Source organism: Alkalicoccobacillus murimartini (genome assembly GCF_030813245.1).
Taxonomy (GTDB): Bacteria; Bacillota; Bacilli; order Bacillales; family Bacillaceae_D; genus Alkalicoccobacillus; species Alkalicoccobacillus murimartini.
Window position 1 is genome coordinate 108543 of the sequence record NZ_JAUSUA010000005.1, and the last position, 25301, is coordinate 133843.

Below are 25301 nucleotides of genomic sequence, written 5' to 3' on the forward strand. Positions count from 1 at the left end.
AATTACGCCTCCTTTCAATATTGAGATGCATACAGTTCTTGATAAAAGGCAGAATGGTTTAGTAACGTGTCGTGCTGCCCTTCAGCCAGCAATTCTCCATGCTCAAACAGCAAGATCGAATCTGCTGAAATGGCAGTAGATAGCTTCTGAGTTATGATAATTGTCGTACAAGGATAGTGTCGTAATGAGGTAAAAAAAGCGGCCTCTGTTCGATTATCTAATGCACTAGTACTATCATCTAGCAAAAGAATCTGAGGCTTTCGAATAAGCGCTCTTGCAATGGCAATACGCTGCTTTTGTCCACCTGATAGATTGACCCCACGTTGACCAATCCTTGTGTCATACCCATCCGGCAAAGTCATAATGGTTTGATGAATCTGCGCAGCTTGAGCCGCATTGATCACTTCATCCATGTCAGCCTCTGGTTTCCCCCATGATATGTTCTCACGAATACTGCCTGAGAATAGCATGGTCTGCTGTGATACATAACCGATCGATTCTCTTAATTCACCGAGGTCTAAGTCATCAATATTCACACCATCAATGCGGATGGCACCACTTGTTGGCTCATACAAGCGCGGAATCATCTGAAACAATGATGATTTTCCAGAGCCTGTCGCTCCCAACACAGCGATCGTTTTGTACGCAGGCACTGTAAAAGAAACGTCACTTAAAATTTCTTGCTTCGATTCAGGGTAAGAAAATGAAACCTGATCAAACTCAATCAGTCCAGAAAGCTGTTGATTGCTCTGTTGATTTATCGTCTCTTCATCTGCATCACAATGAGTAAGAACTTCCTCAATACGCCCCGCTGATGCCTTTGCTCTTGAGAGCACCATAATGATCATGGAGAGTACTGTTAAGGCTCCAGTAATACGCGATGCATAGTTCACAATGGCTACAATCTCCCCAACTTGAGCTCCTCCAGTATTCAATTGAAAACTGCCAAACCAGAGAACCGCAATAATCGACCCATTCATTAGGAATAACAGAACAGGCTGCGTAACTTCCATCAGGCGTAATGCCTTCATTGTATTGTCTTTGAGTTGCTCATTATTTGCCACAAAACGTTTGACTTCATGAGTCCGTCTTACAAAGGCCTTGATAAGCTTCAAAGCCATTAAATTTTCCCTTGTTACGTGATTAACCTGATCTAACTTTCGTTGAACCCAACCAAAAAATAATGCACCTTTTTTCATCAAAATCGTTATTGTTATCACCAATAGCGGAATCACAATGAGGAACACAAGAGCTAGACGCTCGTTAACAAAAAATGATAAGACCACTCCACCCAAAATTAATAATGGGGCTCTCATCATAATTCTCAGTCCCATAAACACAGTATTCTGAATTTGAGTCACGTCATTCGTAAGTCGCATGATAAGTGATGACGTTGTAAATCTTTCTAACTTTGCGAAAGAGGACAATTGAATTCTGCGAAACATAGCTCCCCTTAGATCGAGACCCGTACTTTGCCCCGCGTGCGCAGCATAAAAAGAATTAATAATACCTGCAAAAAAAGCAAGAAATGAACTTGCCATTAAGATAGCTCCCCAAAAAAGAACAACATTAATATCTCCAGCGACCACGCCATCATCTATTATTTTGGCTAATATAAGCGGTGCTGTTAACTCAACTGCAAGCTCCAACAACATTAGTACCAACGCGATAACAACAACGATTCGATAAGGCTTTAAATACGAGAATACAAGTTTCATTCTATCTACTCCTAGTTGACCCAAACCCCCGGCACATATTTCGTTTTCCTAATTATATCTTATTTTATAAGAGAACACGATTATGACTTAAAAACAAAAAAAGCCGACGTAGTGTCAGCTTAACTTTTCGGGAATTGTAAGGTTACTGTTGTACCCTTTCCAACTTCTGATTGGATATCAATCGTAATATTTAATTTTTCACACAGTCCGTAGACTAAGTGCAGTCCCATTCCGGTTGATTCTCCATATTTCCGGCCATTATCGCCCGTATAAAATGGACGCTGAATCATCGGTAGGTCTGCAGCCTGTATACCTACGCCTTGATCCACAATACGTAGCGTAGGACAGTCCCCTATTAGATCTGATTCAATCAATAAATGAGTTCCTTTGTCTTTTGTATATTTGATTGCATTAACTATGAGTTGGTCGAGCATGAATAGGAGCCACTTAGGGTCAGTGGAAACATACAATTCCTTGTTCATTTTAATTTTTGGATACAGTTCTTTTAAAATAAACAGTCGTTTGTTATCTTGAATCACTTGTTGAACTAGAGACTGAATGTGAACAGACTTAATCCGAAAATCTTGTTCAAATTGCTCAAATCTTGCTGTATGTAAAGCGAGATCCAAGCCTTTTTCAATTCGTTTTAATTCCGTTCGTAATGCTGGGTACTCATGATAATCAGCTTCGTTTTGCGTAATTAAATTCATCACTGATACAGGTGTCTTCATTTGATGAACCCACTGGGTCATAAATTGTACCTGCTTATTTTTTCGAATCTCCAATTGGTGCTGCTCAGCCTGGTGCTGATTGTAATAATGTGCAAGCAATTGATTATGAGCAAGTATCAATGGATGATTGCCTTCTATCTTAAAATCATGATGGCCACTTTTGCTTTCTGAAAGCTTTCGATAATACGGAGCAAGGACAAAATAACGATACACCAGATACCCTGTCAATAGTAGAAAGGACAAAAAGATAGCATAGATCAAGCTCGACCCTTGCGCTCCTGGATCCAGAAATAGAACAGATCCTACAATGAAGGCTTGAAGAATGTGGACAATGATTAGTAGGCGATGGTCTCTCCAAAATAAAGTCATGAAGGTCTTTCCCATGTGAGGTGCATACGATAACCAGCACCCCGGATCGTTTCAACTGCATCAAAGATTTGTAGCTTTTGAAGCTGTTTACGAACCCTAGCCATGTTCACATTCACCGTATTTTCATCAATAAAATCCGTGTCATCCCACAGTTTATCGAGGATAGCTTGCCTTGTAACAACATTAGGGTAGGTTTTCATTAGTAGTTCCATGAGCTGGCATTCCTTTTTTGAAAGCAGTAGGGTCTCGCCATTAAACGTTAGCTCCATTCTATCTGAGTGATAAACCAGTCCATGAATCTCAATTGATTTCTCTTCAGGAGCTGAAGAATATTCCCCATATGCTCTTCTAATATGACTTCTTACTTTCGCGACCAAAACATCTGTATGGAATGGTTTGGGCAGATAATCATCTCCACCATGTTCTAAAGCCATAACCTGATCAATCTCACTACTTCTTGCAGAGATAAAAATAACTGGGCATGTGGATAATTGTCTTATCTGCCTACACCAATAAAATCCATCAAAGGTGGGAAGATTAATATCGAGCAAAACAATACTTGGCTGCACTTCCTCAAAAAATGAAAGAAGATCAGCCTCGCCATTATGGGCATGTACGTTAAACCCATAACGTTCTAGCTTTTCCTTCAACACCGCAGAAAGCTTCTCATCATCCTCTACAATTAATACCGAATCGTCCATTTCGCCTCTTCCTCTCTCTGCCTCTTATTTTTCGAGTATAAAACGCCTATTAATTCTTTTCAACTAATCGTCGCAACCCGAGTAAGTATTGCTTACGCATGAGAAGGAAATAAATGATTTGAGCAACGATAAATCCACCGATTACCAACACAACAGAGTTAAAGATCCTTGTCTCTTGAACAAACATTGATTGAAGAGCAACAAACGCCACACTTGAATGAATAAGGGACAAACCAAATGGCGCAAAGAACAAAATACTCATCTCCGTTGTAACGATTCGATTCATTTTTTTGTAGGGTAAGCCAAGCTTTCGAAGAATTAAGAAACGTTCTCCATCCTGTGGCAGATAATTGTGAAGTCGATAATAGAGAAAGCTTCCTGTTGCTATAAAAAACACAATCCCAATGACTGATCCCATTAGAAGCATGGTTTGATATAAACTAATTGCTTGAATATAGTTCAGCCCACTAGAGTGAAACTCAAATGTCGGTTCAAGAGCTTTATTGCTTGCATTGTTAAAATAAGTACGTTCGACTTGATGTTGTTTTTCTTCAATATTTGCTCCAATTAATTCTGTCTGTTCCCATTCATCTATCTGATATCCAATCATAAATTGGTCATTCGTCGATTGAAGTTCCTGAAACATTTGGTCCGTGACAACCATTGAATTTGTGTTTAAATAATAGGACTGATTAAAAACAGCGTAAGGAAGCATAGGTTGTCCTGTAAAAGATTCTTCTATATTTGGAAAATTAATTTGATAATCTGAGTATAGCTCTCCTGCATTTTTCCATTGCTCATCATAAATAGGAACAGGCTGGATTTGATGATCCTCTAACTCCACCATTGGATTGTTTAACAATTGAGCCAATTCATTAAACTGAGACTGCGAAAGAACATGATAGTTTACACTATACGCAGAATTACCTTCTTGATAGGTACCTGCTACTTCCTTGAAGTGAAGACTTACTGAACTATATACTATATCTTTCTGTTTTAGCTGACTAGATAGCGTTTGATTAACTTGTTGCGCATCCTCTTTATCTTCTGACAAATAAGATATGGCTAACGGCGTTTCATAGTTCCTTTCATTCCAATTGCCAAACGTGGCAATTGTACCAGTTGCACAAATGGCAATCGTTGAGACAATGGATACTAAAAAAAAGATTCGCGCATTATCTTTTAATCGATACATTAGATTCGCGCGACTAATTAGCTTCGTTCCTCTCCAATTGTTTTCTGGTTTTTTTTGAAGCTGCTTCATACTAAAAACACTAAGTTGAGTAAACAAAAAATAGGTACCCAAAATAACCATAAACGTAACGGGGAGAAAACGAACGGCTACCTGCACTTCATTCGCTGTAATGGCTAATATATAGCCGCCCCCAATCAGAAGAAGAGCTAGTATACTTAGCAGCTTAGATGTAACTGGAAAGGACTTAGGTTCCGATGAAGCCCTAAGTAATTCTGCTACCTTAGAGGTACGTACAATAAAAGAGGTAAAATACGAAATACTAACAAATAATAGAACAAACGCTCCAACGGTTAAGCCAAGAGCTTTCCAGGGCATATAAAAGGACATTTCTTCAAGAAGAATGACTCTACTAAAAGCCATTAAGAAAAGTTTTTCAAAAGCTAAACCAGTTAAAACACCAATAAGAATAGCACCAAACCCTATAAGGATGCTTTCAAAAAACAACAGCTTTCTTAGTTTTCTTTTGGTTAGCCCATGTAGAACCAAGATACCAAATTCTTGTTTCCTCGACGTTAAAAAGGACCCCATTGAATAAAGCACAAATAAAAATGAAAACCCAAATATCACATACTGCGAAGCGCCCATAACTGTGACAGCAACATTTGTGATTAAGCCTTCCTCGACATTTGGATGATAGAGAAAAACTGCATATACAAAGAAAACAAAAACAGAAAAAGCACAACTTAAAAGAAAAGCTGAGTACGTACGTTTGTTTCTGATAATATTACGATAGGCGAACTGACGAAAGGTCACGGTTATCTCCCCCCATTAAGGAAAGGACTTGGACAACATTTTGGTAAAAGGCTTCTCGATTGTCGCCTTTATAAATCTCGTTAAATAACTTTCCATCTTTAATGAATAATATACGGTCACAATAACTTGCAACCACAGGATCATGTGTCACCATTAAAATGGTTGTTCTCTCTTCTTGGTTCATTTTATTAAGCATGTTCATCACATCACCAGATGCCTTGGAATCAAGATTGCCAGTGGGCTCATCAGCCAGCAACAACCTCGGTTGATGAATAAGCGCTCTTGCAATAGCTGTGCGCTGTAACTGTCCGCCTGACAGCTCATATGTACGCTTGTCAAGCAAGTCATCTATGCCTAATTTCAGTGAGATTTCTTCTACGCTTTGTTTCATCTCTTCGATTGACTGCTGACCATCTAACGTAAGCGGCAATACAATATTCTCAGCCACTGTTAATGTATCGAGCAATTGAAAATTCTGAAATACAAAGCCTAGTTGTTTTGCTCGAAATGAAGAAAGTTCTTTTTCCTTTAGTTCGTGTGGGCTCTTTCCATCTAATAAGACACTTCCAGACGTTGGCGAATCAATCGTTGCAACGATATTTAAAAGCGTTGTTTTTCCACTACCAGACGGCCCCATGATCCCGACATATTCACTTTCCTTCACATCGAAGGATACATCCTCTAGTGCTCTATAAGCCATTTTTCCACTATATGTTTTTGACACATTATTAACCGTCAGCATGATAACCCTCCTATGCTTGAACGTTTGCTGCTACAAACAGAATACTAATAACACCAATAATAAACGTTGCAGACAACACTTTAATTCCTAAGCTGCCTCTCATAGAGATCAACTCCTGTTCTTTAGTATACCCATAGTATATGATCCAGATAAACACTTAGATATCGATTATGCTTTCAGTTATCTTACATCTGTGTAAGGAACCGCTGGCTGATCACGCAGCTCATGACAAATCAAAAGGGAAGTGAACAATGTGTCCACTTCCCTTTTCTACCGATCTATTCATTTATACGTGCATCACGACCATTATGAAGATGTTTGCACACTTGCCATAATGACCATTCCCACTACTCCAACAAGAAATACAACAGAAATAATTTTTATTCCAAGACCACCCTTCAAGACTTCAAACCCTCCTATACCATCTTCTCTATCTATTTTTTTACTGATTCTCTATCTAGTATTCTCTTATTCTTCTCATTACTTATTATAAACAAAAAATTGGCTTTATAGACCTTTCTTTTCCATTTTATATTGTGACAGTTCTGTGTCTAAAACAAAATAATATTTTAGTATAGACATCTTAAAAGTAGATGTGTTAAGATCTCCTGACGAACGTTCGGAAGGGATTGATGATTATGACTTCAGATGAGATAAAAAAGGCGGCGCTCTTTTCTTTTGGCCGTAACGGTTTTGATGGTGCATCATTATCCAAAATCGCTGAAGAAGTAGGGATTAAGAAACAATCGATTTACACACATTATAAAAGCAAAGACGATTTATTTCTTACTGTTTTAGAAGATTCGTTAAACAATGATCTCACCTACTTAACCAATTGGGCGGAGCAATATAAAGAGGAATCATTACATGATTTTTTATTCAGTTACCTGCAACAACTCAGTCAACGATTTGAAGAGGAAGACAGCTTTCGTTTTGGATTACGGATCTCTTTTTTTCCACCCGATCATCTTTATGATGATGTAATGGAGATGGTTATGGCGTTTGAAAGTCGGTGTGAGGAAATTTTTATTCTGAAATTCGACCATGCGATGAATGATCAAACGATTCACATTGAAGATACGAGGTCAGCTGTTCTTGCTTATCTATCCATATTAGATGCGATCTTTGTTGAATTAGTTTATGGAAAAACAGAACGTGCCACCTTAAAAATGAACGCCATTTGGAAAATTTATTGGCGAGGCATAGCAAAGTAAGATAAATGAATGTTTTGGAGATGGAACAATGAAAACTACCAATGAATCACTTAACCCGCTTGACACTCAACCGATTGGCCGGACCTTTGTCAAATACCTCGTACCTTCACTAGTCGGTATGTTGCTAATGGCTTTGAATTTTGTTGTAGACGGTATTATGGTTGGAAATCGTTTAGGTCCTGTCGCTCTTGCTGGAGTGGGTATAGCTGGGCCCGTCTATACTGTCTTTGTCGCCATGTCTCTTTGGATCGGCATAGGTGGTGCTACTTTATTCTCTCAAGCAATGGGTGCCAAAAAACCTGAAAGAGCCCATTTTATCTTTACCCAATCTCTTATCCTTATTTTCTCTGCAACCTTAATTATTGGCTTGATTGCTTTTATCTTTAGAGAGCCACTTGTCTATGCGTTAGGAGCAAATGAAGAAACCTATCCATTCGCTTCCGCTTATCTAAATGTCATGCTTCTATTGGGCTTTGTTTTTACGATCGAAAATGCGACAAGTGTGTTTGTACGAAATGATCGTAATCCTAACTTAGCAATGGCTGCCCTTATTGTGACGGCCGTATCAAATGTGATTTTGAATTACATTATTTTATATATCTTAAATTTAGGTGTCGCTGGAGCAGCGTATGGAACAATTATTTCTGCCGCACTAGGTATAGTTGTGTTAAGTCTTCACTTCTTCAGAAAAAACAATCAGCTTCGGCTTGTTCGCTTCAAGCTAGATCGACCTATACTACTGCAAGCGATTATGTTAGGTTTTCCAAGCTTTTTAGCTGAAGTCGGGATTTCTGTGTTCACTGTCTCTCACAATGTCACCTTAGAACGATTAGCAGGGACTGATGGTGTTGCCGCTTTCTCTGTCTTAAATTATGTTCATGGTGTAATGTTGCTGATGTTTCTAGGAATGGGATCGGCCGTTCAGCCATTAATTAGCTATTACCATGGAGGGAACCAACAAGAAAGAAAGCTACAAACGATCAAAATTGCTTTGTGGACAGCTGGAATCGCAGGGTTTGTCTTTTTCCTTATCGGACAAATTGCGGCTAGCCCAATTGTTTCGATATTCGGTAACTTTGATGAAACAGTTACATCTCTTGCTACATCAGGCATACGAATATTCTTTTTCGCTTATCTCTTTATGGGTGCTAACTTTGTGATGATGACGTATTATCAATCCATTGGAAACGTAAGAATGGCGACCTGGATTACGTTTGCTCGTGAGATTTTATTTATGCTGATTATCTTGTTTACACTCCCTCATTTTATCGGTGTAACTGGTGTTTGGCTTGCTATTCCGATTGCTGAGGTCCTTGTGTTAACAAGTGTATTCTTTTATGTTCGTCGACACCGACTTAATGCATAAAGCTTCAAATAGACGAATTTCTCTGTTTATTCTGTTACACTAAACAAAAACAACATAGCCGGAGGAATCGACATGTCTACAAACAAACAACTAGTCATTACACACGATCTATCAGAAGAATCCGTTAAACAAATTCAGGAAGTCATCCCTGAGTGGTCTTTCTATCATGGTAAAGATTCTGAGAAGTGGGAGTCGAAGCTAGACACGTCAACCATTATTGTTGGATGGAAAAAACAATTACAAGATCTAAACTTTGCTGAACCTAAAACACTACAATGGCTTCAAACGTGGAGTGCTGGCGTCGACTACCTGCCACTTGAAGAAATGAAAAAAGGAAACATTGCCGTAACTAGTGCAAATGGGGTTCACGCCTACCCTATTTCTGAAACGATATTTGCCTTAATGCTTGGACTAACGCGTAAAATTCACGCTTATGTTCGCAACCAACAAACAAAAACGTGGGAGCATGAAAATCTTAAATTAGAAATTCATGAAAAAACCATCGGAGTCATTGGTGTTGGAGAGATTGGAAAAGAAACAGCCAAGATCTCAAAAGCATTCGGGATGAACGTACTTGGTGTAAGACATTCCGGGAAAGAAGCAGAGTATGTGGATGAGATGTATACACCAGACCAGCTAGCAGAGGTTCTTCCCCAATGTGACTATGTAGTGGTGACCTTGCCTCTTACACCAGATACACACCACCTATTTAATAAAGAAGTCTTTCAACTAATGAAAAAAGACTCGTTTTTTATTAACATTGGTCGTGGGGAGATTGTTCACGAGGCAGATCTAGTTGATGCGCTTCGTGAAGGAAACTTGGCAGGTGCTGGCTTAGATGTATTCGAAAAAGAGCCTCTTGAAGAAAACAGCCCATTGTGGGACATGGAAAATGTAATCATTACCCCTCACACCGCTGGCGCTACGGAACATTACCAAGAGCGAGTTATCGAGGAGATTTTCATACCTAACCTTAAACAGTTCATAAAAGGTGAATCTCCTTCTATTAATTTAGTTGATTATAATAAAGGCTACTAAGATAAGAAAACCCGAATCATGATGCCGTTTAATGAGCATAATGATTCGGGTTTTTGTCTATTGAGAATAAGAGAGTGAGTGTGGGCGCTTCGCTTTCCACCCTTACGAAGAGCCATCTTCACTAAATAAGCTTAATCTCCACTTATTCGATATTTTCTTCAACATCCGAATTCCTGCGATACTATTACTGTATTTGTTTAAGTCTGGACCCATTACGCCAATACCAAGCTTACCTGGTATGGCAGCAACAATGCTCCCAGACACCCCGCTTTTAGCTGGAATACCTACTTCTAAAGCGAACGATCCCGATTCATCATACATTCCACACGTAACCATAAAGGCTTTTAAGGTTGTCACAATATCAGAAGGGATAATTTCCTTTCCGCTATGCACACACTTTCCGTGATTAGCAATTACAGCAGCCATGTTTGATAGCTCTTCAATGGTGACCTCAATCGATGTCATTTTCCAATAAACAGGCATTACATCCTCAAATTCTCCGTCGATGTAGCCATTATGGCGATTATAATAAAATAACGATCGATTAAGGTCTTGGTTCTCTGCTTGATATACGTTTTCATTGTAAGTCAATTCTTGATTACCTGTTAAATCTCGTGCAAGGGCTAAGACTCTTTCGAATTTCTCATCTGCTGAATCGCCTTTCATTAAACCACACATAACAATGGCGCCTGAGTTTACCATTGGATTTAATGGTTTTTCCTTCTCTTGCATCTCCATTTGAATTAATGAGTGATAGACATTACCCGTCGGTGCTTTTCCTGTATAATTAAATACTTCTTCGCTTCCATAATCCATGAGAGATAAGGCTAAAGGGAAAAGCTTGGAAATGCTCTGAAGGGAGAATCGTCCTTCGTGATCACCAGCTCTAACCGTTGTACCATCTATGGACGTTAATGATACTGTTACAGCACCATGATCATTATTATCAACTGCTTCTATATAATCAGGAATTTCCCCTTTTCGAGCAACTTGTTTCTCTTCCTCTATTATTTTCTCTAGATATTTCAGCATTTCTTCCTGCATATTTTTCATTCGATCTCCCCCTCTATCACCCTTATTCCCAAAAATCGTTAAAGGTATGTAATCTATTTGTTTGAAAAGAAAAATGAAGTATAAAAAAGCCGCAGAGGGCGGAATACATCCACTTCTGCGGCTTTTCAATTCATTATCTATTTACTACTCGTTTCTCACCAATAGCTTCGAGTCTCTCATCAATCTCTGCTTCAGTAAGGCTATGCTCTTTGTTAATATATAAATTACGCGGGTGTACACGGCATTCCGGCGTGCAGCCACGCATATATTTGTGCTCGTTTTCTTCTGAAGCAAGAATTTGTTTGTTACATTCAGGATTCGCACAATTAACATACCGTTCGCACGGCTCTCCATCAAAGTGATCTTTGCCGACTACTACGTGCTCTTTGCGATTGATCGGCACGCTTAGTCGCTCATCGAATACATAGCACTGACCGTCCCATAGCTCACCTTGAACTTCAGGGTCTTTACCATAACTGACAATCCCACCATGAAGCTGAGATACATCCTCAAACCCTTCACGCTTTAACCAACCTGAGAATTTCTCGCAACGAATACCACCTGTACAGTACGTAAGTAGCTTTTTGCCCTCAAGCATTTCCTTATTATCACGAACCCAGTCCGGAAGCTCACGGAAAGTGCGGATATCCGGTTTAATCGCGCCACGGAAGTGACCAATTTCATATTCATAATCATTACGTGCATCTATAACCACTGTATTTTCATCCTGCATTTGTTCAAAAAATTCTTTAGGTTCTAAATACGTTCCCGTCTGCTCTTTTGGATTAATGTCATCCTCAAGTGAAAGATTCACGAGCTCACTGCGGGGGCGAACATGCATCTTCTTAAATGCGTGCTTTGGTGCCTCATCAGTTTTAAATATAGTATCCACAAAACGCGAATCAGTACGCATTGCTTTTATATAAGCCTCGGTTTGCTCAATCGTTCCAGAAACCGTTCCATTAATTCCTTCATTAGCCACAAGAATACGACCTTTTAATCCAAGCTCCTTACAAAAGGCAAGATGCTCAGCCGAAAATTCCTCTGGATCTTCAATCGTTACATATTGATAATACAATAATACCTGAAAAGACTCTTCTTCATTTACGTTCATAATCATTTAAACCACCTATTCATTTATATTTGCAGGATACAAATCTTAGGCTCGCTGAATCATCAGTATGATCCAAGCACTCTAATCTTAATTCCTTAACCGAAATTATTTTATCAGATTTTGAATGGATAATCTAGATTTCTTTACGATTTAATCTAGTTTTCACATAACAATGAGAACTAGGGACACGCTAATAGAGCAAAATTTTATGTTTAAGTTACCAAATTCGAGGAATACATTAAGGAGAAAGAAGTTTTAGGAGGATGCAAAATGGAAAAAGTATTTATTAGTCCAGGTCGTTATGTTCAAGGAAAAAACATTTTAGAGAGTGGTGCAAGCTCCTACATACAGAAGTTAGGAAAGCACGCGTTGCTTATTGCTGATGAATTTGTTTGGGATATGGCCGGGAATAAGCTCGTGGACACATTAAAGCAAGATGGTATCGATAGCGAAAAGGTTACATTTGGTGGAGAATCTTCCCTTAATGAAATCGATCGTATTATAGAACTCGGCAAGGAAAGCTCTGTAGACCTTGTCATTGGTCTAGGCGGTGGTAAAACGCTAGATACAGCGAAGGGTGTTGCTGATAAATTGGGGTACCCTGTAGCTATCATCCCAACAACCGCTTCAACAGATGCCCCAACATCGGGTCTTTCTGTTATTTATTCAGATGAAGGAGTATTTGAATCATACTCCTTCTACGATAAAAACCCAGATCTAGTAATTGTTGATTCTCAAATCATTGCTGGTGCACCACCACGCTTTCTCGTTTCAGGGATTGCCGATGCCCTAGCTACTTGGGTAGAAGCTCGTGCCGTTAAACAATCTAACGGTCAAATTATGTCTGGTGGACAACCTACCATCGCTGGTCAGGCCATTGCAGAAAAAGCAGAAGAAGTATTATTTGAATACAGTGTACAAGCTGTGGAAGCTAACAAAAATAAGATTGTGACTCCAGCTTTAGAATCAATTATTGAGGCAAACACACTACTAAGTGGACTTGGCTTTGAAACAGCAGGACTCGCTGCAGCCCACGCCATCCATAACGGATTCACCGCCATCCATGGTGACATTCATAACCTCACTCACGGTGAAAAAGTAGCTTATGGTACAATTGCTCAGCTAGTGCTTGAGAACAAAACAATCGATGAACTAGATCGTTACCTTGAGCTGTATGTTCAACTAGGTCTTCCTGTAACATTAGAAGAGCTTCACTTAGCTGATGCATCAGACGAAGATCTACTAAAAATCGCTGAACTAGCTACAGCAGAAGGCGAAACCATTCATAACCTACCTCAAAAAGTCACAGCAGATGACGTAGTACAAGCGATTAAAGCTGTTGATATTTATGCGAAGAGCTTTAAAGAGAGATACGGATTTGAATAAGGTTTTGTTGGAGTATAGGCTCCTTTAGATAAGTTAAAAACCATGTCCTTGTTGGACATGGTTTTTTTGTGTGTGTTGGGTTTCGCGCACTGTTCATAGTTTTTTGCGCATTTCCGGGATTTTTGCGCACTATCCGAGGTTTTCGCGCATCAGCCAAGCTTTTTCGCTCATTCTTAGGATTTCTGCGCACTACCCACAGTTTTTCGCGCATCTACTGCGCTTTTCCGCTCATTCTCAGGATTTTTGAGCACTTTTCATGATTTCCGCGCACTGCCCACACTTTTTTGCGCATCCCAAGTTTTTCACGCACTACCTAGAGTTTTTCGCGCATTTTCACGATTTCTGCGCACTACTCACACCTTCCGCGCACTCCCCCTACTTTTCCACCCAAAAAAAACAGCAGAAAGATCCTGCTGTTTTCATTACATTTCTCCAAACCGTTCCGTTGCGGATTGGATTTTTTGCAAGCGCGAATCCTGCTTTGAGATGTGGAGCACGATATCCTTTTGTAGAGCAAGGGTTTGAGTTACATTTTCTAATTTGATTAGCCACTCGTCCACCTTACCTTGTTGATACGCCGCTTTAATTTCAGGATATGCAACGTCTGGGTAGAGGGCAGTGCAAGCCATAACGAGTTGTGTAGTAACGGACCAGTTTGTCTCCATTTTCAAGAGGTATTTAAAGTATTGCAGGACACCGTCCCTTTCGAGTTCTCCTGCATGTACTAAGATCACTAACGATCTCACAGCCTGACCCCGAGCATAGGGGTACGCTTGTTTCGTTTCAATAATGAGCTTAATGGATGATAGGTTCCCATTAAAAACAGAGGCAAGGATTCTTGCACCATCCTCCTGTAAAAAATGCGCGAGCGGGTGCTCTTCTTCTTTTTCGTTTGTCATAAATGATTCAATAAGAAAAGGAAACAAGTCAGTTGACCCAAGCTCTGCTAACAAATAAATTGCATAGACATGTCCAACATAGTAAGGGTTTTTATCTTGTTCTTCTGCATTCTGGACTAAAGGTAGCAAATAAGGAACAGCTTTTTGTTTGTATGATCGGATTCGTTTAAGTGCTTGCCTAGGAATGATGCCTCCCTTTACATAACAAATTTCGGGGATCAAATCGGTTAATTCTTTCTCCAGGAATACCTCCCTATCTAACTGATAGTACAAAATAGAGGGGTCGGAAAATATCGAGGTATTCCAGTTCCCCTCATCATCAAAAATATGATAGTTGTCTCCTTGACCATGTAAGGCATATAGCCTTCCTTTTGATACTCCCTCCAACTGTAATGTGGAAGTTGGAGGAATAAATATATAGGAGGCTTCACTGAGTGTTGTCACCTCAATCATCTGAAGGTCCATCAACTCACCCTTTAATTAAAATTATAATTCACGAGCCATATCTATAAGTGGGGCTTTTTGATTTGCATAATACGAATTAAATAGATCTTCAAGATGAATTCCATTGATCTTAAGGCCTCGTACACTGCAATTCTCAATGGATACGTTATTTAAATCACAATGCTGAAACACCAAATCATGGATCGCTGCATGCTCAACTTTTTGATTAGACCAATCAGCTTTTAATTCTTTATTCTCCATTGGTCGTTGCAAAAATTGATGTTCTCTCTTTAGGTTTGTAAAATGTGTCATTCTACTTACCTCCCCGTATTATTTTCTGAGTTTTCTAACATTATACGCTGTTCGAGCTTGTTCTGCAAAGTTTAAAATAAAAAAATCCATCATCATGATGGATTTTTTTGAATTCGACCAAACCACTCGTATCGATTGGATGAAATGAATTGATAAATCGGTACTCCTAGCTTATCTGCAAGTGGCATAAATAGTAGAAGAGCCAGTCCCGCTGTAACCGGTACGTTTAGTAATATTTTTCGAACGGTATAAAAACCGGTCTTTATTTCGTTTTCTGATGTGATCATGTGAATCTCTTCATACAAATTTCGGTTTCGTAAAAACCGATAGTTTGTATGATGTATACCCTGAACTGGATGCCATTCAAAACGCTTAAACCAGTCAAGTTTGATAATAAGTGACTTCACCGATTGGCATAGCGGACATTCCGCATCATAAAATATTAGGTGTTTTTTTGCCATACAGGACCTCCTTATGATTTCCATAGTCTAGTCATCGTTAATGAGCCATCTTCATCAGATGTGATCAAATAAACATCTGGATTACTTAATGACTGCCACTCTCTAAATCCAAATCTAGGATCTACATAGTTTAGAAGCAATGAAAGTAAGTTCCCGTGACTCACAAGAGCGACTCTTTGCTCCGGACCTCTTAAGAGATCTTCTAACACTTCAACGATGCGATTCTGAGCAATTTGACTAGACTCACCCTCTCCAACAACTTGATCCATATTCGAAAAAGAAGCTTCTAATTTCTCAAGCCAATCCTCTAGAGGCTGCTTGCTTAAAATTCGTTCTGTTAAACGCATGTCTAAGGTTAATTCAATCCCTTGTTGAGATCTTAACGGCTCAATGGATTGAACCGCCCGTGTAAATGGACTTGATATGATTCGTTCAATATTTTCTTGTGAGAGAAACTCCGCTAATCGTTCTGCTTGCTGCGATCCTTCACCAGTAAGTTCTGCATCAGGCTCCTGTCCACTTGCCGAACAATGACGAATAAGATAAATAGATTTCACGCGCTCACTCCCTCATAATGAACATATACTCTACTTTACCATCTCTGCATTTTTCTTAAACATCGAAAGGAGTAATTCGTATGTATAAACAAAAAACAAAGGAAACGGATCATAGTGTCATTGAGTTCATTGAACAAGTTGAAAGTCCCAAGAAACGTGAGGACGCCTACAAGCTTTTAGATCTATTCATCGAGACGAGTGGACATGAGGCAAAAATGTGGGGCCCAAGCATCATTGGATTTGGTCGCTATCATTATCGGTATGAATCAGGACACGAAGGAGAAGCGCCACTTGTTGGGTTTTCACCTCGCAAAGCAAAAATTAGTCTATATTTTGCTACAGGTGATTCAGAACGTGAACAGCTGTTGAGCAAACTTGGCAAACACACGTCTGGCAAAGCCTGCGTCTATATTAACAAGCTAGCAGACGTGGATGAAGATGTGTTGAAACAATTGATTAAGCAGTCCATTCGTTTTTTGAAAGAGGCATATCCGGAGTGAACGCACGTTTTCAAATCAATAAAAACGTTCCTAGGCATCCAATGCTCCAGGAACGTTACTGTTTTCTTCAGTTAAAAAACCCTACATATCCAATCTGTATCAACATCCATCATGACATTATGATCTAACTCCCCGTCCGCTTTTATCCTTTCAAACTGGTGTAATCGGCAAAATACATCAGGGAAATCCCTCATTTCATACGTCATTCCCATTGCTTCCCTATACTTTTGCCTTAATTTCCTCATACGACATGCTTTTCCTGTTATATAAATGTCGTCTTCAAAGCCATCCATTCGAATAATCAGATCATCACAGCTGAGTGCTAGCCAGCTACATATAGCTTAGATTTGTTTTAATTTTACATGAACATGAGACTCACTTCTATAGGCATCTAAACATACCCTAAAGAAAGCTGATAAAGGAGTTGAGATCCTTGTATTCTTTTAGTAATCGTATTGCTCCACCGCCTCAGGGCTTAGCAGCACCTCCACCCTTCTCTCCACCATTACCTGCTTTTCAGGTGGGGCCAACCGGTATTAGACGTTGTTTGTATCGTCCCACCTACATCTGGTTATTTAACGGGAATCAGTTTTGGTTCTTCCCTACTTTTGTTGGTCGGCAGAGTGTAATTGGATACCGTTGGAGCAGGTTTGGCTGGTTTAACTACATTATTGAACAAAGACAAATTCGTTCCTTTCAATGTTTTTAATAGATTCGGAGCAGTGTATGAAACTGCTCCGAATGATTCTGTGCGCGTGTAATCACCGTAAAAGTGAGGTATGATTTAAGTAGTAAACTGTTTTACGGAGGAATAGTATGTTTTTTATAAAAAAAGATTCAGTATCTGAAAAAAACATTGAAACCCTTGCATCCAGTGAAGAAGTCTTTAAGCGTGGGGTCAGCTATTACAATCGAGATAATGTTGGAGCGCTTGATTGGAACGATGATCGGCTCCTTGTTGAAGCGGAGGTTTTTGGTTCAGAGGTATATAATACACATGTCTCGTTTTCAAAAGAAGGCGACATACAATACCCAGAGTGTACTTGCTATGCTTTTAGTAGTTATGAGGGATTGTGCAAACACCTAGTAGCTACATTACTTGAGATTAATTATTTTGTTTCCAAGCCTACTTCACCATTAGCTCAACCAAAAACAAGCACAGGATTGGAACTCATATCAGCTTTTCAAAAGCAATTCCAAGTAACTAAGTCCAATCAACAACAAAGAGTTCCTCTCATCATAGAATTTGAGTTGTTTTTTAGCACAGATTATTATAATCAACTGATTGAAACGGTAGACATCCGGGCGAGAGTTGGTGAGAAGAGACTTTACGTTATTCAGGATCTAGCCTCTTTTGTACATAGCGTTCATTTGAACATTCGGCGAGAGTTCACGAAGAACTTTACACTTGATCCACTCATTCATGAGATTCAACCTGAAGATAGAGCCATTTTAGAATTAATTATGAAAATAGACACTGCTAAGCAATCAACACATATGTACAAAAGCTCACGTAATAAGAATTACAGTATTCCATTATGGTTTATCCATGAATTATTCGAACTGCTTACCCAAAGAAATGTTGTGACAAGCTATAGAAGTCCTCGTCCACAGCCCTTGAACATTCTTTCAGCCGAACAGTACAAGCCAATTGACATCGCACTAACGAAATTGGAAAATGACGAGTTGGCTTCACTGCAGCTTTTACAAGACTATGATTTCTTTAGTAAAGAATTTCAGGCCATTATGAGCAACAACACGCTATTCCTTTTAACAAAAGATCAAGCAAGCGTGCTTGAAACACTGGTTATCAATAAAAAGTTTAATGAAAATCGAACGTTGGCTGAATTCCATCAAAGTGAGATGGAAGCATTCTGTTCCATCATCCTTCCACAAATTAAACAGGTAGCTAATGTTGAGATTGATCAGGAACTGGCATCTCTTATTCAAAGTGAACCTCTTCAAGCGAAGCTACATTTAGATACTCAAAATGGACTTTTATCAGCTGATCTGACGTTTCAATACGGAACTCACACCATACATCCGCTAGAATCAAAAGAAGAAAACTCAGATAATCAGGTCATTCTAGTGCGGGATATTAAAAAGGAAGCTGTCATCTTTGATTTGTTACATGCCTATCCTTTTACACGAATGGATAATATATACCTACTTGATGATGATGATTTGTTTGCTCCATTTTTATTCGAGCAGGTGCCTGTGCTTCAGGAGTACATGGAGGTATTCACTACTTCAGGCATTAGACAAATGATTACTCCGCTTAATAAGCCACCTGTCGTTTCAATTGCTAAAAATGATCAATCTAATTGGCTTGATATTCAGTTTTCACTGGATGGCATTCCTGCGGATGAAATGTCTGAGGTTCTTCAAGCCCTTAGAAACAAGCAAACGTATTACAAACTGAACAGTGGGGCTTTTATAAATTTTAAAGATAATCAATTTAACAGTATGAAGGATGCTCTAACTCAGTTTGGACCAGAAAAAGCAGCCCTATCTGAACATCTCTCTGTTCCACTATATAAGGCGTTAAGTTTGGAAGAAGAGTCAGCTGCAGCAATGAAGCTCTCCTCTCAGCTTAGAGATCTGTTGCGCAATATAGGAAGACCGGATTATATGGAGGGTGATAAGCCAGATGGGATCACAGCAGATCTACGAGAGTATCAGCTCACTGGGTATAGATGGATGACTACGCTTGAGAGTGTGGGGCTTGGGGGCGTTCTAGCAGATGATATGGGGTTAGGTAAAACATTACAGACGATTACGTTTATTCAAGGTCTTCTAGCCAAACGTTCTCATGCTAGGATCATGATCATTGCTCCTGCCAGTCTCATTTATAATTGGCAACGAGAATTCGAGCGATTTGCACCTGGAGTTGATGTTGAGCTCTTGGTTGGTTCAAAAGCTGAACGTAGTAAGAAGAAATCTGAATCCACTGCATCTGTTTGGATCACGTCCTATCCTTTAATCCAAAGGGACAGCGAGCTTTACTCAGATCAACAACTAGATGTCCTGATCCTTGATGAAGCTCAAGCAATCAAAAACGATACGTCCAAAACAGCAAAGTCGGTTCGCTCCATTCAAGCAAGTAGTTCTTTTGCTTTAACAGGTACACCCATTGAGAATCGTCTAGACGAACTATATTCACTATTTCATACATTACTTCCCGGCAGTCTTGGCACCAAAAAAGGATTTAAAGAAATGGAAAGTGCGGACATAGCGAAACGAGTCAGACCTTTTATCCTGCGTCGGATGAAGAAGGATGTTCTAACGGAATTACCGGATAAAATTGAACAGACACAGTATATTGATTTAACCGATGATCAAAAAAAGCTTTACGCTGTTCAAGTCAAAGAATTAACAAAGGATGTAGAAGAAGCATCTCGCACAGGGCAGTTCCAGGAAAAACGTATGCAGTTCTTAGCTGGGCTGACTAAGCTTAGGCAAATTTGCTGTCACCCACATTTAATTACTTCAACGGATAAGTCCTATACTTCCGGCAAACTAGATCGTTTGGTTGAATACGTTGAGGAAGGCTTAGCTGCGGGACAGCGTATGGTTATCTTTTCTCAGTTCACCTCGATGCTTGCGATTATTCGTGAAACATTCGATCAAAAAGAATGGCGTTATCATTATCTTGATGGCCAAACACCAACCGATGAACGATTACAGCTTACCGAACGGTTTAACGAAGGAGAACACGAACTCTTTTTGATCTCTATGAAAGCAGGAGGAACGGGTCTAAACCTTACAGGGGGAGACACCGTCATCCTTTATGATACATGGTGGAATCCAGCAGTTGAACAACAGGCAGCAGACCGTGTCTATCGTTTTGGTCAAAAGAAAAATGTTCAAGTCGTTAAGCTCATTTCAACTGGAACCATTGAAGAAAAAATGCTTGCACTTCAAGAAAAGAAAAAGCACTTAATAGAAGAAGTTATTCAGTCTGGCGAACAAAAAGGAACAAGTCTCACAGCAGATGAAATTAAGGAATTGCTCCAAATGTAAAAAAAGACGAAATGGACATGATGTGGCGTAAGTGCTACACCACACTGTCTATTTCGTCTTTTGTTTGTTTGAGGGTCTTAGTAAAGTTAGCTAGCCTCTTACTAAATATCGCGTAGCTCTTAGTCATGACCTTCATCTCTTACTAAAATCGGATCTGGCTTGGACTGACTAAGCTCTTTCTTGCTAACACCCTTTGTATCTTGATAGATTTTCATGCGTCTTACTTAAAACGGCATTCTTCTTGATGATAGCTTTTCACTACCTTATAATCCGGCTCCCCAGTTTGTTAACTGAGCAATAATTAGAAAAACAATCGACATCACATACCACACAGCGAGTAATGGCCATATAAACTTTACCCATTTATCCCATGGTATTCTTGAAATCGCCAGCGTCGCCATAAAATAACCAGATGTAGGATAAAAGATATTTGCAAAGCCATCTCCAAACTGAAACGCAAGTACGGCAGTCTGTCTGGTTATGCCGACTATATCTGCGAGGCCTCCCATAATTGGCATGGTAATCATCGCCTGCCCACTTCCAGATGGAACTAGAAAGTTAAAGGCTCCTTGTACAAACATCATAAATACAGCCGTTACTGGCTCTGGCATCGAGCTTACAACCTGACTCGTGCCTTGTATAACTGTATCTAATATCTCGCCTTCCTCTAATATGACGGAGATTGAGCGTGCAATGCCTACAACCAATGCACCAAGTAAAATCGATTGGAAGCCTTTATTAAATGCCTCGGCTAAATCATTGGCGCGAATTTTTGTGATTACACCAACAAGAATACCTATCGTAGCATAAAGTCCTCCTAGCTCTTTGAAATACCAGCCCCACTCGATCAGGCCGTAAATCATAAGTAGCACACCTGCAAACACAACTGCCGCCGCCAACAACTGTCGCTTAGATGCTTTCATTTCACTTTCTTTCTCTTCTAAAAAATATGCGTCCATTTGATCATTATGTAAAAGACTTTTTGAAGGATCTTTCTTCACTTTTCTAGCATACAGACAAACGAATAAAACACCCGTTATTAGTACAAAAACAAAGATGATACTGCGGTACCCTACCCCTTCGTACAATGGAATACCCGTCACATCATGGGCGACCCCAACCGTTGCAGGACCTGTGATAGCAGAAGTAAATCCTGCCACTGTACTCACCAAAACAACAGCCAATGCTGTCATCCTGTCATACCCAAGCCGCAGCATTAATGGAATGACCACAGGAGCAAAGACTAACGATAATTCAATCGCACTGGTAAACGTCGTCAGTAATGCAAGGGGAATCATTAATGCAGGGATCACCAAAATGGGTGTACGTTTAAAGGTTGATGAGAGCCTACCAATTCCGAGGCCAACTAATCCGCTACTTTCTAATACGGCGAACATTCCACCGATCATAAGGATTCCAAAAATAATTTCTCCCGCTTCTATTAAACCACTCGGGATCGCGAACATTAAATCAAAGATAGATAAGTACGTTTTGTCCTCATATGAGAACGTTCCCGGCATTAAGATATTTGCTCCACTTTCAAGTTCCTCACGCTCAAAAGATCCAGATGGAACAACAAAAGTTGTTGCAAACGCAATAACTAAAATACTAACTAAAATGACATAAATATGAGGTACTTGAAATGGTTTTTTCATATTCGCCTCCTATAAGGAGAGAATTATAGAGAAAATTTTAAAGATTGTCTATAATAATGTGAGAATAACTTGCATGAAGTGTGTATAAATCTTCTTCCACAAGTAGACGAACTCCTTGCTTTTCATGTTCAATCTCTTTCATATAGACTTGTCAGATTAGGACGCGCACACTACATGGTAAACTTTGTACATAAAAGAAATGAGTTGAGAGAATGATGAAACGAGTAGATGTTGCCTCTGCGATTATCTGTGATGAGTATGGGCGAATGTTATTAGTGAAGAATAGAAAAGGAACCGTCACGTATTGGACGCCGCCTGGTGGAGCTGTTGAAGCGGGGGAAACACTAGAAGAAGCCGCTATTCGTGAGGTTTTTGAAGAAACAGGTTTTCACGTAAACATCGGACGAATTCATTCTGTACGTGAAAAGTTATTTCATGAAATGAATGAACATGCGATGATTTTCTCCTTTTATGCAACGATTACTGGTGGAATGATGCAGAATAATGATCCTGATGAGGACATTGTAGACATTCAATGGGTTGAACATGTATCTGCAAAAGAATGGATGCCTGAACTATACGCTTCCTTACAACTTCATGAAATAAATGAAAGCAAGTCTGCATTTTATCAATTTGAAAAGGAGTGAGCGCTATGCTTGATGAAGCAAAAACATATTTAGATACCCAAGAATATAAAAAAGCTCAAAGTATTTTAGTGCCTTTAGCAACAGCGAATCCAGATGATGCTGAGATCAACTTTTACACGGCTAGCTCCTTTGATGCACTTGGTCTTGAAAAAGGAGCCATTCCTTATTATCAGGCTTCCTTAGCTAATGGACTTAAGAGTGAACTTCGACAGAGAGCCTATGTCCAGCTTGGAAGTAGCCTGCGTTGCATAGGAAATTACAATGAAGCACTCGCTATTCTTCAAGAAGGACTCACAGAATTCCCAAACAATGCAGCGATAAAAACATTCCTTGCTATTACACAATATAATCTCAACACGCATCAAAACTCTACACAGTTATTACTGAATTTGCTCGTTGAAACCTCTTCAGACGAATGGATTCAGAATTACAAAAGAGCACTTGGATTTTATGCTGAGCATCTTGATGAAACCTGGGAAACGGAATAGAACGTTCTACATGTTAATCGTTCATCAAATTATCAAGAAGAGCTCATAGTCAACTCCACCCTTAATCAGGCGTTCTTCAAGATGGAATGTGATTCAGAAGCTCTTACCAAGCTAAGCATCCTCTTAACCAAGAACGACCTACAAAAAAGCGCAGGGTCATCAAATGATAACCACTACGCCAAAACAACTCTTATAGAGGAATTAATCCAAATATAAAAACAATCACAATGACTGTCGGGACAATCGTTTGCATGAGCAAATACCAAAGACCCGCTGTTCTACTTAGTCCTCCGCTTGCCAATTGATACTGTTCAAAGAGAATACTTTTATTCATCTTATATCCCACAAACAAAGCGATAAATAGACAACCAATTGGCAACATCAAATTAGATACTACAAAATCAGTTAGATCAAATACACTTCTGCCAAACAACGACACATCACTAAGTAGGTTATTCGAGAGGGCTGCCGGTATCCCAGCTACCGTTACAAGCAAACCTGAAATCATCGCGACTCGGTTTCTCTTGTAGCGCTTATTCTGTGTAAATGCAGAAATCATAATCTCCAATAAGCTAAATGATGAGGTCAGTGTCGCAAAAAAGAATAATAGCAAAAATAAACTTAGGAACATGCCACCTAAAGGAATCTGTTCAAAAACCGATGGCAAGACGACAAATAACAGAGCTGGACCCGAATCTGGTTCCAAATTAAAGGCGAATACTGCTGGAAAAACAGCAAGCCCAGCCATAAGTGAAACAAGCAGATTAAGAATAACAATCGATCCAGCTGACTTTGGTAAACTTTGATTGTTACCTAAGTAGGAACTATACGTGACCATACATGAAAAACCTACTGCTAACGAGAAGAATGATTGGCCTAATGCTTCTAATGTTCCTGCTGTAGTAATTTTGTTAAAGTCAGGATCGAGAAAGAAGCGAACACCCTCCATTGCCCCATCTAATGTTAAGCTACGTATTATAATAATGAATAGGAAGACAAAGAGAAGTGGCATTAAGTATTTATTCACTCGCTCTATTCCATTTTTAATACCAAAGGATAGCACTGCTACATTTATTGCGATAAATACAACGAGGCCTGCAATACTAATAAGGGGGCTCCCTACAATGTATCCGAATAATTCCTCATAATTTCCTCCTGGTCGCAAAATGGAACCAGTTAGAGAAAGAATGGAGTATGTAAGAATCCAGCCTCCGATCACCGCATAAAATGTTAGAAGTAAAAAGCATCCTACTAAGCCAAAGCGACCAATCCATTTCCAAACTCCAGTCGCTTGAAGCTTTGCATAAGCCGATACAGCCTCCCTTTTAGAACCTCGTCCAATGATAAATTCAGAAATTAAAAGTGGCATACCAATTAATAACGTAAAGAAAATAAAGAGCAAAAAAAACGCGCCTCCGCCATTCATACCTGTAAGATATGGGAACCTCCATAACGCGCCAAGTCCTATGGCAGCTCCTGCGGACGCAAGAATAAAACCTAATTTAGAAGACCATTGTTCATTCATCTTGTGCTGCAAATCGCAGCGTACACCTACCTTTTTTGACCCGAATAGACTAACATTGAAGGCTTTTTAATAAAAAGTCAAGTTGAGCTACTACTAGTAAAAAAATTAAAGCGGCTACAAAGTGGTTAGGTACCCACTCTTTTCGAGAGTCACATTCCACAATTTGAGAATATCCTTTAGAAGCGTGATGGGTATAGTCCTAGTATTCTTTCTAAATGTATACTCAGAAGGTATCCGAAAAACTACATAAATCCCTACCATCAGTTAGGGGTTTTTATCGATTTTTTTATTCTTCTTTGTGTCTGTCGTAGCTCTTCTATCTTTAGTTCCTTTATTGCCTTTAGTTCTAA

At 39.5% G+C, this 25301-nt stretch carries 22 protein-coding genes; 9 read left to right on the forward strand and 13 right to left on the reverse strand.

Annotated features, from left to right (window positions below; genetic code table 11):
* Nucleotides 1-14 precede the first annotated feature (14 nt).
* The 5 genes from J2S05_RS15495 to J2S05_RS15515 form a co-directional block, all read right to left on the reverse strand.
* The gene (locus J2S05_RS15495) at nt 15-1718 is read right to left on the reverse strand and encodes an ABC transporter ATP-binding protein (RefSeq protein ID WP_306984377.1); all 1704 of its coding nucleotides are present in this window, start codon (nt 1716-1718) and stop codon (nt 15-17) included.
* 119 nt (nt 1719-1837) lie between these two features.
* Nucleotides 1838-2818 carry a sensor histidine kinase gene (locus J2S05_RS15500; RefSeq protein WP_306984379.1) on the reverse strand — a complete coding sequence of 327 codons (981 nt, stop codon included), beginning with the start codon at nt 2816-2818 and terminating at the stop codon, nt 1838-1840.
* Nucleotides 2815-3519, reverse strand: a complete 705-nt coding sequence (locus tag J2S05_RS15505; protein WP_306984382.1) for a response regulator transcription factor — start codon at nt 3517-3519, stop codon at nt 2815-2817. The genes J2S05_RS15500 and J2S05_RS15505 overlap by 4 nt, the downstream gene beginning before the upstream one ends.
* A gap of 49 nt (nt 3520-3568) precedes the next feature.
* Nucleotides 3569-5527, reverse strand: a complete 1959-nt coding sequence (locus J2S05_RS15510; protein WP_306984383.1) for an ABC transporter permease — start codon at nt 5525-5527, stop codon at nt 3569-3571.
* Nucleotides 5499-6269, reverse strand: coding sequence for an ABC transporter ATP-binding protein (locus J2S05_RS15515; protein ID WP_306984385.1), 771 nt, complete (start codon nt 6267-6269; stop codon nt 5499-5501). Before J2S05_RS15515 ends, J2S05_RS15510 begins: the two co-directional genes overlap by 29 nt.
* Nucleotides 6270-6901: 632 nt before the next feature.
* Between J2S05_RS15515 and J2S05_RS15520 the strand changes: the two genes are divergently transcribed.
* From J2S05_RS15520 to J2S05_RS15530, 3 genes are all read left to right on the forward strand, one after another.
* Entirely contained in the window at nt 6902-7483 is a 582-nt protein-coding gene (locus tag J2S05_RS15520) for a TetR/AcrR family transcriptional regulator (protein WP_306984387.1), read from the forward strand.
* Nucleotides 7484-7511: 28 nt separating this feature from the next.
* On the forward strand, nt 7512-8849 hold the full coding sequence (locus tag J2S05_RS15525; RefSeq protein ID WP_306984389.1) for an MATE family efflux transporter: 1338 nt from the start codon (nt 7512-7514) through the stop codon (nt 8847-8849).
* Nucleotides 8850-8921: 72 nt separating this feature from the next.
* Nucleotides 8922-9887, forward strand: a complete 966-nt coding sequence (locus J2S05_RS15530) for a D-2-hydroxyacid dehydrogenase (protein WP_306984391.1) — start codon at nt 8922-8924, stop codon at nt 9885-9887.
* Between the two features lie 102 nt (nt 9888-9989).
* On the opposite strand, the gene glsA is transcribed toward J2S05_RS15530, so the two are convergent.
* A complete protein-coding gene (gene glsA / locus J2S05_RS15535) occupies nt 9990-10940 on the reverse strand; it encodes a glutaminase A (RefSeq protein WP_306984393.1) in 951 nt (316 codons plus the stop codon).
* 133 nt (nt 10941-11073) lie between these two features.
* Nucleotides 11074-12060 carry an oxygen-dependent tRNA uridine(34) hydroxylase TrhO gene (trhO, locus tag J2S05_RS15540; RefSeq protein WP_370873655.1) on the reverse strand — a complete coding sequence of 329 codons (987 nt, stop codon included), beginning with the start codon at nt 12058-12060 and terminating at the stop codon, nt 11074-11076.
* Nucleotides 12061-12324: 264 nt separating this feature from the next.
* Here trhO and J2S05_RS15545 point away from each other — a divergent pair, with 264 nt between their 5' ends.
* Nucleotides 12325-13440 carry a glycerol dehydrogenase gene (locus J2S05_RS15545; RefSeq protein WP_306984395.1) on the forward strand — a complete coding sequence of 372 codons (1116 nt, stop codon included), beginning with the start codon at nt 12325-12327 and terminating at the stop codon, nt 13438-13440.
* A gap of 422 nt (nt 13441-13862) precedes the next feature.
* Here the strand turns inward: J2S05_RS15545 and J2S05_RS15550 are convergent, their stop codons facing one another.
* The 4 genes from J2S05_RS15550 to J2S05_RS15565 form a co-directional block, all read right to left on the reverse strand.
* Nucleotides 13863-14804 (reverse strand): DUF1186 domain-containing protein, encoded by a 942-nt coding sequence (locus tag J2S05_RS15550; RefSeq protein WP_306984397.1) that lies wholly within the window; start codon nt 14802-14804, stop codon nt 13863-13865.
* Between the two features lie 21 nt (nt 14805-14825).
* The gene (locus tag J2S05_RS15555) at nt 14826-15095 is read right to left on the reverse strand and encodes a hypothetical protein (RefSeq protein ID WP_306984398.1); all 270 of its coding nucleotides are present in this window, start codon (nt 15093-15095) and stop codon (nt 14826-14828) included.
* A 92-nt stretch (nt 15096-15187) separates the two neighbouring features.
* Nucleotides 15188-15556 carry a thiol-disulfide oxidoreductase DCC family protein gene (locus tag J2S05_RS15560; RefSeq protein WP_306984399.1) on the reverse strand — a complete coding sequence of 123 codons (369 nt, stop codon included), beginning with the start codon at nt 15554-15556 and terminating at the stop codon, nt 15188-15190.
* 11 nt (nt 15557-15567) lie between these two features.
* A complete protein-coding gene (locus J2S05_RS15565; RefSeq protein ID WP_306984401.1) occupies nt 15568-16113 on the reverse strand; it encodes a histidine phosphatase family protein in 546 nt (181 codons plus the stop codon).
* Nucleotides 16114-16193: 80 nt separating this feature from the next.
* Here J2S05_RS15565 and J2S05_RS15570 point away from each other — a divergent pair, with 80 nt between their 5' ends.
* The 3 genes from J2S05_RS15570 (at nt 16194) to J2S05_RS15580 (ending at nt 20636) form a co-directional block, all read left to right on the forward strand.
* Nucleotides 16194-16613, forward strand: coding sequence for a DUF1801 domain-containing protein (locus tag J2S05_RS15570; RefSeq protein WP_306984403.1), 420 nt, complete (start codon nt 16194-16196; stop codon nt 16611-16613).
* 433 nt (nt 16614-17046) lie between these two features.
* A complete protein-coding gene (locus tag J2S05_RS15575; protein ID WP_306984404.1) occupies nt 17047-17322 on the forward strand; it encodes a hypothetical protein in 276 nt (91 codons plus the stop codon).
* 107 nt (nt 17323-17429) lie between these two features.
* Entirely contained in the window at nt 17430-20636 is a 3207-nt protein-coding gene (locus tag J2S05_RS15580; protein WP_306984406.1) for a DEAD/DEAH box helicase, read from the forward strand.
* A gap of 263 nt (nt 20637-20899) precedes the next feature.
* On the opposite strand, the gene J2S05_RS15585 is transcribed toward J2S05_RS15580, so the two are convergent.
* Nucleotides 20900-22291, reverse strand: a complete 1392-nt coding sequence (locus tag J2S05_RS15585; protein ID WP_306984408.1) for a YfcC family protein — start codon at nt 22289-22291, stop codon at nt 20900-20902.
* A 212-nt stretch (nt 22292-22503) separates the two neighbouring features.
* Between J2S05_RS15585 and J2S05_RS15590 the strand changes: the two genes are divergently transcribed.
* Together J2S05_RS15590 and J2S05_RS15595 are read left to right on the forward strand one after the other, a co-directional pair.
* Entirely contained in the window at nt 22504-22938 is a 435-nt protein-coding gene (locus J2S05_RS15590) for an NUDIX domain-containing protein (protein WP_306984410.1), read from the forward strand.
* A 5-nt stretch (nt 22939-22943) separates the two neighbouring features.
* Nucleotides 22944-23426 carry a tetratricopeptide repeat protein gene (locus J2S05_RS15595; RefSeq protein WP_306984412.1) on the forward strand — a complete coding sequence of 161 codons (483 nt, stop codon included), beginning with the start codon at nt 22944-22946 and terminating at the stop codon, nt 23424-23426.
* Nucleotides 23427-23616: 190 nt separating this feature from the next.
* Here the strand turns inward: J2S05_RS15595 and J2S05_RS15600 are convergent, their stop codons facing one another.
* On the reverse strand, nt 23617-24951 hold the full coding sequence (locus tag J2S05_RS15600) for a sodium-dependent transporter (RefSeq protein WP_306984699.1): 1335 nt from the start codon (nt 24949-24951) through the stop codon (nt 23617-23619).
* Nucleotides 24952-25301 lie beyond the last annotated feature (350 nt).